At 71.8% G+C, this 13,884-nt stretch carries 5 protein-coding genes and 1 pseudogene; 5 read left to right on the forward strand and 1 reads right to left on the reverse strand.

Features of this window, described 5'->3' with window-relative positions:
• Positions 1-21 precede the first annotated feature (21 nt).
• The 5 genes from MOV08_RS00150 to MOV08_RS00170 are packed head-to-tail and all read left to right on the forward strand — an operon-like array spanning position 22 to position 13,364.
• Complete coding sequence (locus MOV08_RS00150) at positions 22-3,294, forward strand: type I polyketide synthase (protein WP_275305681.1); 3,273 nt, start codon at positions 22-24, stop codon at positions 3,292-3,294.
• The gene (locus tag MOV08_RS00155; RefSeq protein WP_275305682.1) at positions 3,291-6,614 is read left to right on the forward strand and encodes a non-ribosomal peptide synthetase; all 3,324 of its coding nucleotides are present in this window, start codon (positions 3,291-3,293) and stop codon (positions 6,612-6,614) included. The genes MOV08_RS00150 and MOV08_RS00155 overlap by 4 nt, the downstream gene beginning before the upstream one ends.
• Before the next feature lie 5 nt (positions 6,615-6,619).
• On the forward strand, positions 6,620-12,370 hold the full coding sequence (locus MOV08_RS00160) for a type I polyketide synthase (protein WP_052287317.1): 5,751 nt from the start codon (positions 6,620-6,622) through the stop codon (positions 12,368-12,370).
• Entirely contained in the window at positions 12,367-13,134 is a 768-nt protein-coding gene (gene fabG / locus MOV08_RS00165; RefSeq protein ID WP_275305683.1) for a 3-oxoacyl-ACP reductase FabG, read from the forward strand. The genes MOV08_RS00160 and fabG overlap by 4 nt, the downstream gene beginning before the upstream one ends.
• Before the next feature lie 32 nt (positions 13,135-13,166).
• Positions 13,167-13,364, forward strand: a complete 198-nt coding sequence (locus MOV08_RS00170; RefSeq protein ID WP_039628506.1) for a ferredoxin — start codon at positions 13,167-13,169, stop codon at positions 13,362-13,364.
• A gap of 158 nt (positions 13,365-13,522) precedes the next feature.
• Here MOV08_RS00170 and MOV08_RS00175 read toward each other — a convergent pair.
• Positions 13,523-13,856 (reverse strand): annotated as a pseudogene (locus MOV08_RS00175) (helix-turn-helix domain-containing protein); the annotation flags it as partial.
• Between the last annotated feature and the right edge of the window lie 28 nt (positions 13,857-13,884).

Below are 13,884 nucleotides of genomic sequence, written 5' to 3' on the forward strand. Positions count from 1 at the left end.
CCATCGGGACCGGACGTGACAGTGGCTGACGCACTCAAGCGCGCCTACCTGACGATGGAGCGCCTCCAACACCAGGTCGCCGAGTACGAGCGTGCCCACTCCGAGCCCATCGCCATCGTGGGCACCGGCTGCCGCTTCCCTGGCGGCGTCAAGGACACCGCCTCGTACTGGCGGATGTTGGCCGACGGCACCGACGCCGTGGGCGAGATACCGAGCGAGCGGTGGGACCACGATGCCTTCTACGACGAGGAGGCCGGCAAGCCAGGGAAGATCTACACCCGCGCCGGTGCGTTCCTCGACGACCTTGAGCACTTCGACCACGACTTCTTCGGCATCTCCCAGCGCGAGGCCGTGGCGATGGACCCGGCCCAACGCCTGAGCCTGCAGGTGTGCTGGGAGGCGCTGGAGAACGCCGGGCAGGCCCCGTCGGACTTGGCTGGCAGCCGCACCGGGGTGTTCATGGGCACGGCCTCGTGGGACTACATCACCGCGCAGCTGCGCCACCCCGACGACGTCAGCGCCTACACCAGCTCCGGCGCCGCGATGTCCTTCATCCCGGCCCGCATCGCCTACCTCCTCGATCTGCGCGGCCCCAACCTGACCATCGACACCGCCTGTTCGGCCTCGCTCGTGGCCGTCCACCAGGCGTGCCAGAGCCTGCGCCTGGGCGAGTGCGACATGGCCCTGGCCGGCGGCGTCAACGTGATCCTCTCGCCGCTCCTGATGATCTCCCAGTCGCAGTTCGGCTCGGTCTCCCGGCAGGGCCGCGCCATGACGTTCTCCGACAGCGCCGACGGTTATGTGCGCGGCGAGGGCTGCGGCGTCGTCGTCCTCAAACGGCTGTCCGACGCCCAGCGCGACGGGGACCGCATCCTCGCTGTGGTGCGCGGCGGCGCGGTCAACCAGGACGGCCGCAGCGCCGGCATCACCGCGCCCAACGGCGCTGCCCAGCGCGATGTGTTCCAGCGCGCCCTGGACGCTGCCGGGGTGGCGGCCGACCAGGTCGGCTACGTCGAGACCCACGGCACCGGCACCCGCCTCGGTGACCCCATCGAGGCCGATGCCCTCGCCGATGTGTACGGCCGCGAGAGCGGCTCGCCGGTCTACCTCGGGGCCGTCAAGACCAACATCGGTCACCTGGAAGCAGCCGCCGGCATCGCCGGTCTCATCAAGGCCGCAATGTGCCTGGACCGCGCCGAGATCCCGCCGAACCTGCACTTCTCGCGGCTCAACTCCAACATCTCCTTCGACGGCACCACCTTCCAGGTGCCCACCGGGCTGACCCCGTGGCCAGACACCGACGGTCCCCGGGCGGCGGCGGTGAGCAGCTTCGGACTGAGCGGCACCAACGTCCACATGATTTTGGAGCAGGCACCCGTCACGCCTGCCCGCCCTGCCGACGACAACCGCAGGCCCGCCTCCGTCCTTGCACTCTCCGCCCGCAGCGAGACCGCACTCGCCGCACTCGCCGACCGGTACGCCGCCAGGCTCGCCGGTGACGACGACGCCTCGCTGGCCGACCTGTGCCACTCGGCGGGCACCGGCCGCTCCCACTTCCGCCACCGCCTCGCCGCCGTCGGCACCACCCGCGAGGAGGTCGCCGGGCAACTCGCTGCCTTCGCCCGCGGGGAGAGCGCTCCGGGCCTGGTCCAGGGCGAGGCCGACAGCCCCGAAGTCGTGTTCCTGTTCACCGGTCAGGGCGCCCAGCGCCCCGGGATGACCCGCGCCCTGTACGACTCACAACCCACGTTCCGGCGTGCCGTGGACGAATGCGCCGAGATTCTGCGCCCGCTGCTCGAAAGGCCGCTGCTGTCCGTCCTATTCCCCGACGACCCTGACGACCTGCAGATCAACGACACCGCCTACGCCCAACCCGCCACGTTTGCCGTCGAGTACGCCATGGTCCAGCTGTGGCGCTCCTGGGGCATCACCCCCGCGGCCGTCCTCGGCCACAGCTTCGGCGAATGCGTCGCCGCCTGCGTGGCGGGCGCAATGTCCCTCCAGGACGGCCTGACCTTCGCGGTGGAACGCGCCCGCATCATCCAGGAGCACTCGCTGCCCGGCACCATGGCTGCGATCTTCGCATCCGAGCAGGAGGTCGCCGCCGAACTCGCTGAGCACCCCGGCCGGATCGCCATCGCCGCGGTCAACGGCCCGGCGAGCACCGCGATCTCCGGCGACGGCGACCTCGTCGAGGCCGTGTGCGCCGCCTTCGCCGCCCGCGGAGTCAAGGCCAAGCAGCTGCACATCGCCTCCGCCGGGCACTCCCCCCTGATGGACCCCGTCCTGGAGCCGCTGCGCCGGGCCGCGGAGAAGCTCACCTTCACCGCCCCGCGCATCCCCCTGGTCTCCAACGTCACCGGCGGACTGTGGCCGTGGGACCAGGCGCCGGACCCCGACTACTGGTGCCGACACGTCCGCGGCACCGTACGGTTCACCGACGGCGTCCAGACCCTGCGGTCCATGGGCTACCACACCTTCGTCGAGGTCGGCCCCGCCCCCACGCTGCTCGGTCTCATAAACGACGCCCTGCCGCCCGGCCACGACGACCTGTTGCTGCCCAGCCTGCGGCCCAAGCAGGACGACTGGGAGGTCGTGCTGCCCACGGTCGCCGAACTGTACGCGGCCGGCGCCTCCGTCGACTGGGCCGGCTTCGACCGCGACTACACCCGCTCCAAGGCGCCGCTGCCGACGTACCCCTTCGACCCGGTCCGCTGCTGGCAACCCCCGCGCCCCTGGGACGGCACCGCGTCGGCAGACGCCGACGCAGGCGCCACCTCCGATGCCGCGGACGGCTCGCGCACTCGACCGGCCCGCTCCGGTCGCCGTTCCTCCCGCAACCGGCGCCGCGCCAGCCGCATCCCCACGGCCGCCGAACTGCTGGAGCTGACCGAGTCCGAGCGCCTCGACACCCTCTCCGCCCAGTTCGTACTCAGCGTCAAGGACGTCCTCGGCTCCACCTCCACCCACATCGGCATGGACGAGCCGCTGACCGACTTCGGCCTGGACTCCCTCATGGCCGTCGAACTGCGCAACGAGGCCCAGAGCAGGCTCGGCCTCACCCTGCAGATCACCGACTTCCTCGGCGGCGCGACCATCAGCAGCGTCACGAGGAGCATAGTCAAGGAGCTGGCTGCGACCGGCGGCACCTCCCTGACCGGCACCAGGCACGACAGCCCCGGGGCATCCCCTGCGATCCAGCGGATGCCCCGTGCCATCGACGCCGCCAAAGCGCTGCTCGACGAACTGACCGACTCCAGCGCACCCGTGCCCGGCCCCAAGGAACGCTCGTGACCAACGACCTCGCCCAGCGGCTGGCCGCGCTCCCCCCCGAAGAGCGCGCCCGTTTCGACGCCCTGCTCGCCGAGCGCTCGGCCGAGGACACCTTCCCGCTGGCAGTCCTGCAGCGGGGCACCTGGTTCCTCGAACAACTCCGGCCCCGCAACCCCGGCTACATCGTGCCCGGCGCGATAGGCGTCGAAGGCCCCCTCGACACCGGCCTGCTGCGCGCCGCCGTAGCCGAGATCGTCCAGCGCCACGAGGCCCTGCGCACCACCTTCCAGCCACGCGGCGGCGCCCCCGTCCAGGTCGTCCACCACCACGTGACGGTGGATGTCCCGGAAACCGACCTCAGCGGCCCGCAGTACACCGGCACCGACCATCAGAAGTGGATCGACGACGCCCTCACCGAACCCTTCGATATCGACACCGGCCCCCTCGTGCGGGTGCGGCTGCTGCGCACCGGTCCCGAGCGGTCCGTCCTCGCCGTCGCGATGCACCACCTCGTCTCCGACCGCTGGTCCATCGCGGTCTTCCTGAACGAACTGTCCGAGCTGTACGAGGCCTTCGCCGCAGGGCAGCCCGCACCGCTGCCCGAACTCGCCATCCAGTACGGCGACTTCGCCTCCTGGCAGCACCAGCAGCTCGACAGCGGCGGCTGGCAGCAGGACCTGGCGTACTGGCGCGACCACCTCGCCGGCGCCCCCTCCGTCCTCGACCTGCCCACCGACCGCCCCCGCCCGGCCGTTCAGGGCTTCAACGGCGGCTCTGTCCCCATCGACCTGCCGCCCGCCCTGATCGGCGAACTGGCCGCGCTGGCCAGACGGCACGGCGCCACCCCGTACATGGCGCTCCTCGCCGCCTTCCAGATCCTGCTGCACCGCTACACCGGCCAGGACGACATCGTCGTCGGCGTGCCTACCGCCCTGCGCGGGCACACCGAGGTCGAGCCGCTCATCGGCTACTTCGTCAACACCCTGCCCATCAGGGCCGACCTGTCCGGCAACCCCGGCTTCGAGCCGGTCCTCACCCGCGTCCGCGACGCCTGCCTGGGCGCGTACGCCCACCAGGATGTCCCCTTTGAGCTGATCGTCGCTGACCTCAACACCACCCGTGACCTCAGCCGTCCCCCGGTGTACCAGGTCAGCTTCAGCTACGGCCGGGAACCAGTGCCCACGCTCGCCATGGCCGGCGCCCGCCTCACCCGGCTCCCAGTCAGGAGCGAAGGCGCCCGCTTCGACCTGGAGCTCCAGGCGTTCGACACCGACGGCGGTGTCACCGGCTGGTTCGAGTACGACCGCGACCTGTTCGACGAGGCCACCATCGTCCGCCTCGCCGGCCACTTCCGCCGCCTGGTCGAGCAGGTCACCGCCCGCCCCAGCGCGCCCATCGGCGACCTGGACCTCCTCGACGCAGCGGAACGCCACCGAGTCGTCGACGAGTGGAACGCCACCGACCAGCAGTGGCCCGACGGCCTGGTGCACGAGTGCATCGAGGAACAGGTGCGCCGCACGCCCGGCGCCGAAGCCGTCCGGTATGCCGGCGCCTCCCTGACCTACACCGAGCTGAACGAGCGCGCAAACCGCCTCGGCCACCTGCTGCGCGGCCGCGGAGTGGGCCGGGACGTCCTCGTCGGCGTCGCCATGGAGCGCTCTCTCGATCTCGTCGTCGCCCTCCTCGCCGTCCTCAAGGCGGGCGGGGCGTACGTCCCCCTGGACACCAGCCTGCCGCCCGCCCGGCTGACCGCCATCGCCGAGGACGCCCAGCCCCCCGTGGTGCTCACCCACGGCGACCTGGCCGACCAGTTGCCCGCCCTCGACTGTCCCGTGCTGCGTATGGAGGACCTCGCCGCCGAGCTGGCCGAGCAGTGCCCGGACGATCTCGGCGTGGTCGTGGACGGGGAGGACCTGGCGTACGTCATCTTCACCTCCGGGTCGACGGGCCGGCCCAAGGGCGTGATGAACGTCCACGCCGCCCTGCGTAATCGGCTGCTGTGGATGCAGGACGCCTACGGTCTGGACGCCACCGACCGGGTGCTGCAGAAGACACCGTTCTCCTTCGACGTGTCGGTGTGGGAATTCTTCTGGCCCCTGATGACCGGCGCCGCCCTCGTCATGGCCCGGCCCGGCGGGCACCGCGACAGCTCCTACCTCGCCGCGACGGTCGCGGCCGAGCGGATCACCACCCTCCACTTCGTCCCCTCCATGCTGCAGCTCTTCCTCTCCGAACCCGCCGAGCACTCCGCCGGTCTGCGCCGCGTCTTCTGCAGCGGCGAGGAACTGCCCCGCGACCTGCACGACCGCTTCCTGGACCTGCACCGGGCCGAGCTGCACAACCTGTACGGGCCCACCGAGGCCGCCATCGACGTCACCGCCTGGCACTGCCGCCCGGGGGACGACACCCGCCCGGTGCCCATCGGCCGCCCCATCGCCAACATCCGTGTGTACGTCCTGGACCGCAACGGCCGCCCGGTCCCGGCCGGTGTCCCCGGCGAACTGTGCATCGGCGGCCGGGGCCTGGCCCGCGGCTATCTGAACCGCCCGGACCTGACCGCCGAGCGCTTCATGGACGACCCCTTCGTCCCCGGGGCCCGCATCTACCGCACCGGCGACCTCGCCCGGCACCGCGCCGACGGCGCGCTGGAATTCCTCGGCCGCCTCGACCACCAGGTCAAGCTCCGCGGCCAGCGCCTCGAACTCGGGGAGATCGAGGCCGTCCTGACCCGGCACGGCACGGTGCGCGAAGCCGTCGTGGTCGCCCGTGAGCACTCCCCCGGTGACGTCCGTCTGGCCGCCTATGTCACCGCCGCGGGCGCCGCCGCGCCCGCGGCCGGGGCCCTCGCCACCCATCTGCGCGAGCACCTACCGGAGTACATGGTCCCGGCCTCCTTCACGGTGCTCGACGCCCTGCCGCTGACCCCCAGCGGCAAGACCGATCGCAAGGCCCTGCCCGAGCCGCGCGCCGACCGGCCCGACCTGGGGATCCGGTTCGTCGCGCCCAAGGACGGCCTGGAGCACGCGCTCGCCGACATGTGGCGCAGCCTGCTGGGCGTCGAGCGGGTCGGGATGCGGGACAACTTCTTCGACCTCGGCGGGCATTCCCTGCTCATGGCCGAGTTCCGGACCGGCCTGGCCACCCTCGGCCACGAACTGACCATGGTCGAACTGTTCCAGCACCCCACCGTCGGGGCGCTCGCCGCGTACCTCAGCGGCTCCCGTACCGGAACCGAGACCGCAGCGCGCGACGCCAAGGAGCGCGCACAGAACCGTCGTCAATCCCGCAACAGGCGGCAGCAAGCAGCCGAACGCCGGGCTTCCTCCCGCCGAGACAGGTGATCGAAGTGTCACAGCCACACCAGGACCAGGGCCAGGACCAGGGCCTCGACCGCATCGCCGTCATCGGCATGGCCGGCCGCTTCCCCGGCGCCGATGACGTGGATGCCTTCTGGGCCAACCTCGAGCACGGCCGCGAGGGCATCACCCGCTTCTCCGACGAGGAACTGGCCGACTCCGGCGTCGCGCCGGCGCTCCTGCGCCAGGACGACTACGTCAAGGCCAAGGGCGTGCTGGACGGTGCCGACCTGTTCGACGCGGGCTTCTTCGGCTACAGCCCCCGCGAGGCCGAGCTCCTCGACCCCCAGCATCGGGTCTTCCTCGAATGCGCCTGGCACGCTCTGGAATCCGCCGGCATCGACCCGGCCCGCTGCGACGGCCGTATCGGCGTCTTCGCCGGCTCCGGGCTCAACAGCTATCTGCTGTTCAACCTCATGAACAACCAGCGGGTCCTGGACGCGTCCGGCATGTACCAGGTGATGCTCTCCTCGGACAAGGACTTCCTGGCCACCCGCGCCGCCTACAAGCTGGACCTGAAGGGCCCGGCGGTGACCGTCCAGACCGCCTGTTCCACGTCGCTGACGGCGGTGCACCTCGCCTCCCAGAGCCTCATCAACGGCGAATGCGACATCGCCCTGGCCGGCGGCGTCTCCGTCTCGTCCCCGCTGCGCGACGGCTACCCGTACGAGTCCGGCGGCATCCTCTCCCCCGACGGCACCTGCCGTGCGTTCGACGCCGACGCGGCCGGCACCGTACCCGGCAACGGCGTCGGCATCGTCGTGCTGCGTCGGCTCGCCGACGCCCGGGCCGACGACGACGCCGTCGAAGCGGTCATCCTCGCCACCGCCCTCAACAACGACGGTTCCCTCAAGGCTGGTTACACCGCGCCGAGCATCGACGGCCAAGCCGAGGTCGTCGCCGAGGCCCTGGCCCTGGCCGAGGTCGACCCGGCCACCGTCGGGTACGTGGAGACCCACGGCACGGGCACTCCCCTCGGCGACCCCATCGAGATCGCCGCCCTCACCCGCGCCTTCCGCGCCGGCACGGACGGCCGGGGCACCTGCGCCATCGGGTCGGTCAAGAGCAACGTCGGCCACCTCGATGCCGCCGCGGGCGTCACCGGTCTGATCAAAGCCGTCCTCGCCCTCAAGCACGAGGCCATCCCGCCGACCCTGCACTACGAGCGGCCCAACCCCGGCCTCGAACTGGACACCAGCCCGTTCTACGTCAACACCGAACTGCAGCCCTGGCCGCGCACGGACGAGCCGCGCCGGGCCGGCGTCAGCTCCTTCGGCATCGGCGGTACAAACGTCCACGTCGTCCTGGAGGAGGCCCCCGCCGGGCTGTCGGATGCATCGGCCGCCAGCGACCGGGAGAGGGCCACGAGCGAGCCTGCGGCCCGGCTGCTGCCGCTGTCCGCGAAGTCCGCACCCGCGCTCGCCGGTGCCGCCGAGCGCCTGGCCGACCACCTCGCAGCCCACCCCGGCACCCCCCTCGACGCCGTCGCCCACACCCTGGCTCACCGCCGGGCCGAGTTCGCCCACCGCGGCGCCGCCGTCGCCCGCACCACTAAGGAAGCCGTCGACGCTCTGCGCCGGCTCGCGCAGAGCACGTCCGTTGCTGCCGCGCCCGACGACGCCCCCGTCGCGTTCCTCTTCCCCGGGCAGGGCGCCCAGTACCCGGGGATGACTCGCGGCCTGTATGCCCAAGAACCCGTCTTCGCCGCCGAGTTCGACCGCTGCGCGCAGCTGCTCGCCCCCCATCTGGGAGAAGATCTGCACGCCCTCGTGCTCGACGGGGACACCCCGCAGGCCGCCGAGCGGCTGCGGCAGACCCGCCTCGCCCAGCCCGCGCTGTTCTGCGTGGAGTACGCCCTGGCCCGGCTGTGGCAGTCCTGGGGCGTCCAGCCTCGCGCCATGCTGGGCCACAGCGTCGGCGAGTACGCCGCCGCCTGCCTGGCGGGCGTGTTCTGTCTGGAGGATGCCGTACGCCTGGTCGCCGCCCGCGGCAGGCTGGCCCAGGAGATGCCCGGCGGCGCCATGCTCAGCGTCTTCCTCTCCGAGGAGGAGACCATCGCCCGCCTCGGAGACGGCCTGACGCTGGCCGCTGTCAACTCCACCGCGCTCACCGTGGTCTCCGGCACCCCGCAGGCCGTCGACGCCCTCGAGCAGCGGCTCACGGACGAGGGCGTGGGCTGCCGCCGCCTGCACACCTCACACGCCTTCCACTCGCCCGACATGGACGCTGCCGCCGCCGCGTTCACCGACGAGGTCCGCACCGTTGCCCTGCACCCCCCAGCGATCCCGTTCCTGTCGAACGTCACAGGCACCTGGATCACCACCGAGCAGGCGACCAGCCCCGATTACTGGGGCACCCACCTGCGCCAGCCGGTACGGTTCCGCGACGCCCTCGACTTGCTACTCGCCGACCCCGTCCTCATCCCGCTGGAGGTCGGCCCCGGTCAGAACCTCACCAACTTCGCCCGCGCTCACCAGGCCTGGACGCCGGGCCGCCCCATCGCCGGATCGCTTCGCCACCCGGGCGAGCACACCCCCGACGACGCCCACCTGCTGGCGGGCCTCGGCGCGGTGTGGAGCGCCGGTGCCGCCGTCGACTGGGCCGCGATCCAGAGCCCGGACCGACACCGCCCGGTGCGGCTGCCCGGCTACGCTTTTCAGCAGCGCCGCTACTGGGTCGAGCCCGCCGGCCTCCCCCGCGCCGCGGAGCCCGCCACCACCACCGCGGACGGCTGGTTCTACACCCCCGGGTGGCAGCGGCTCGCCCTGCCCGCCCGGAGCACGGCCGCGGCCACCGGCGACACATGGGTGATCCTCGGCGCCGGACTCGCCCTCGGCGACACCCTCGCCGACCGCCTGGCGGCCGCCGGCGACCGCGTCGTGCACGTCACTGCGGGCACCTCCATGGAACGCACCGGCGAGGGCTCTTGGATCCTGGACCCTGCCGACCGAGACCACCTGTCCGCGCTCGTCTCGTCCCTGGCCGCGCCCCCCTTCGCGGTCCGGGAGGGGCAGCGCTTCCGCTTCGTCCACCTATGGGGCGCCGCCGAGGGTCCCGCGGACGGCGCGGCGCCCACCCATGAACGGCTGGACGCCGCGCGCCGCACCGGCTTCGACAGCCTGATCGCCCTCGCCCAGGCCCTGGGCGCCGAGCGGCTGCCTGCCCCGGTCGTTGTCGACCTACTCTGCGGCGGCGTGTACGACGTCACCGGCGACGAACCGCTGCAGCCCGAGCACGCCCTGCTGCTCGGTGCGGCCACGGTGATCCCCCAGGAGACCGCCGACACCGCCTGCCGAGTCCTGGACATCACCGGCACCGACCCGGATGCCCCGGGCAAGGACGCCGTCCGCGCCGTGCTCACTGCCCTCACCGGCACCGACGCCGGGACCGAACTCGCCCTGCGCGGCCGTCACTTGTGGGCGCGCTGCTTCGACCGGGTGGACTGGATCGACCGGACCATCCTCGGTGACGGCGACCGCACCGGGCTGCGGGACGGCGGCGTCTATCTCGTCACCGGCGGCCTCGGCGGCCTCGGTCTTGCCTTCGCCGAGCACATCGCGTCCGCGACCGACCGACCGGTCCTCGGACTGCTGGGCCGTTCCACGTTCCCACCGCCCGCCGACTGGGACGCCCATCTCGCCGCCCACGACGACACCGACGCCACCAGCACCCGTATCAGGCGGCTGCGGCACCTCGAATCCCTCGGTGCCCGCGTCGTCCTGCTGCGCGCCGATGTCACCGACGCGGAGCAGATGCTGCGGGCCGTCGGCGACCTGCGGGCGGCGGCCGGCCCCCTCAACGGCGTCGTCCATGCCGCCGGCCTGCCCTCCCAGGGCCTGATCGTCACCAAGTCCCCGGCCGACGCCGACCAGGTCCTCGCCGCCAAGACCCACGGTCTGCTCATCCTCGACCAGGCCTGCCGCGAGGACGACCTGGACTTCATGCTGCTGTGCTCCTCCGTGACCGCCGTCCTCGGCGGCCCCGGCCAGAGCGACTACGCCGCCGCCAACGCCTTCCTCGACGCGTGGGCGCAGTACAAGCGCCGCCAGAGCGGGCTGCCCGTCACCTCCGTCGGCTGGGACACCTGGCAGGACGTCGGCATGGCCGCCGGCCTCGACTCCCGGTTCGGCCTCGACGCAGGCACCCCGCTCAACGGCCACCCCCTGCTGCGGCGCCTGGTCCGCTCCACCGCCACCTCCTGTACATACGCCACGGTCTTCAGCACCGACGACAGCTGGATCGTCGCCGACCACCGCATCCAGGGCCACGGCCTCGTCCCGGGCACCGCCTACCTCGAACTGGTCCGGGCCGCCGTCGCCGAGCAGGCCGCCGGGCGGGACATCGAGATCGGTGACGTGCAGTACATGATTCCCGTGGTCGTCCCCGACGGGCAGTCCCGCGAGGTCTTCACCACCATCGAGGAACGTGACGGCCGGTGGCACTTCGCCGTGCAGAGCCGCGCCGGTGCGCCGGGGGCCGTGACCTGGACCGACCACGCGCGCGGCACCGTCGCCTTCTTCGAGCCGGAGCCGGACACGGTGCGCAACCTGGATGAACTCCGTGCCGGCTGCGCGGTGACGGAGGTCCTCGACACCGACGAGTCGATCAAGCTCGGGCTCCGTCTGGACCGGTTCGAGAAGGGCGGCCCGATCGAGTTCTCCTTCGGGCCGCGCTGGGAGTGCATGCGGGAGATCCAGGTCGGCCCGAAGCGAGTGCTGGCGACCCTGCGGCTCGACGAGGAGTACCACGGCGACCTCGACCACTACCTGCTGCACCCGGCACTGCTCGACGCGGCCGGCGGCACCGCCCGGGTGCACTCACCCGACACGTACTACCTGCCGTTCAGCTATGGCAGCCTGCGCTTCTTCCACGGCCTGACCGGCACCGTCCACGCCTATGTCGAGATGAAGGGGGCCGCGGACTCCGCGGGCGAGACCAGCACCTGCGACATCGAAATACTCGACCCGGACGGACGGCTCCTGGCCCGGATCGGCGACTTCACCATCAAGCGGATCAACGACCTGGGGAGCCTGCGCGACCAGATAGCGCACGCCGCCGAGCCGCCCGCGCCCGACGCGGAGACGGACGCGGCCCGTCCCCGCGAGTCGGCCGGCGGAGTCCTGCGCACCCTCGCCGAAGGCATCACCGAGCAGCAGGGCAAGGACGTCTTCGCCCGGCTTCTCACCGCCCCCGGTCTCCCCGGTCATCTCATCGTCTCCCACCGCGACTTCGCCGCCGTACGCGATCTGGCCCGCTCCGTGACCCCCGCGCTGCTCGAGCGGGAGATGGGCCAGCTCGCGCCGCCCGGTGCCAGCCACCCCCGCCCGGAACTGGACACGCCGTACGTCGCTGCACGCACCCCCCGCGAGCGGGAGGTCACCGAAGTCTGGCAGGAGTTCCTCGGCCTGGACCGGGTCGGCGTCGACGACGACTTCTTCGCCCTCGGCGGCCACTCCCTGGCCGCGGTTCAGATCGGCACCCGCCTCAAGAACCGCCTCGGAGTGGCACTCGACCTGCGGGCCTTCTTCGAGCACCCCACCGTCGCGCACACCGCGGACTTGCTGGATGCGGGCCCCCGCCCCGCAGCAGACCGCCCGGAGGACACCATCGAAGTTCTCAGCCGCGACGAACCGGAGGCGGATGCCGACCCGGATCTGCTCGCGGATCTGTCCGACGAGGCAGTGGAAGCAGAGCTGCGCCGCCTGCTCTCAGCGGACGAAGACCAAGAGGACATGGCATGAGCGGTATCGACCCGACCCGCACGGACCAGGACGCCCCGGTGGCACTGGTGGCGGGCGGCTCACGCGGGATCGGCCGCGCCATCGCGCTGCGGCTCGCACAGGACGGCTTCGACGTGGCAGTGTGCTACGTCTCCGACACGGCCGCCGCACAGAGCCTGCAGAAGGAGATCGGCGCGCTGGGCCGGCGGGTGTACATCCGCCGGACCGATGTCGGCGACAGCGTCGCGGTGGAGGAACTCGTCGACGGGATCGAGGACACCCTCGGTCCGATCGCGGCGGTGGTCACCTCGGCCGCCGTGCTGCGCGACGGTCCGCTGGCGGCGATGGAGGATGACGACTGGACCGAAGTCCAGCGGGTCAATCTCGACGGTACGTACTACGTCTGCCGGACCGTCATCAACGGCATGGTCAAACGTAGGCGCGGTGCGATCGTGACGATGTCCTCCATAGCCGGTCTGTACGGCAACTCCGGGCAGACCAACTACGCTGCGTCCAAGGCCGGGATCATCGGGTTCACCAAGTCCCTGGCCCGCGAGGTCGGCCGGTACGGGATACGAGCGAACGTGGTCGTGCCCGGCTTCGTCGCCACCGATCCCGTCATGGACCTGCCGGCCGAGGTGCGGGAGCGGTTCAAGGAGCGCATCCCGCTGGGGCGGTTCGGCGAGCCGCACGAGGTCGCCGACCTGGTCTCGTTCCTGCTCTCGGACCGGGCCGCGTACATCACCGGCACGGCCTTCCAGATCGACGGCGGCGTGGTCGTCTGACTCCGCGAACATCACGGCACAGGGATAAGTCCTTGCATATCCAGGCTGATACGGAACGCTGCATCGGCGCGGGCATGTGCGCGCTGACCGCACCCGATCTCTTCGACCAGTCCGATCACGACGGCACCGTCGTGCTACTGCGGGCCGGTGTGTGCGGGCAGGAGGTTGCCGAAGCCGCGCGAGCAGCGGTGGAGGCATGCCCGTCGGGTGCCCTGACTCTGACCGACTGACCGCCGGCGGCGTCCGCGTCTCGGCGAACCACAGTGAGCTTCTTCAGCAGTGACGTTCAAGGGTGAGGACGGCTTTGGTCATTGCCGTCAGGCAGTTCGGACTGCAGCGGGCTCGGCGGAAGATGCGCCGCAGTGCCGCTTGAACGGCGTGCAGAACCGGTCACGGCCTGGATGTTCACACCGTGCCGTCGGGCCTTGCCGGAGTAGTCGCCTTCGCTGTCACCGACCCGGTCGCACTCGGCGATGGTGCCGTCCACCGGAACGTACTCGGGCTTGGCCTGCCCCGCAGGGCGCGGGTGAGCGAGGGGCCTTGGGGGCCAGGAGCGCGGTCCCGCTGCGTACGTAGGCATGGGCGGTGGCCTCGCTGATCCGGAAACCAGCAGCGGTCTTCGCGAGGGTGGTGTGCTCGCGCAGGTACACCAGCGCAACCAGGGCCCGCCCCGAGGGGCGGAGTTTGCAGCGGCGGTCATCCTCGTGAGTGGCGATGAGCATGATGACCCATTTCGCTCAACCGTCCGGG

Source organism: Streptomyces yunnanensis (genome assembly GCF_029011865.1).
GTDB lineage: Bacteria > Actinomycetota > Actinomycetes > Streptomycetales > Streptomycetaceae > Streptomyces > Streptomyces yunnanensis.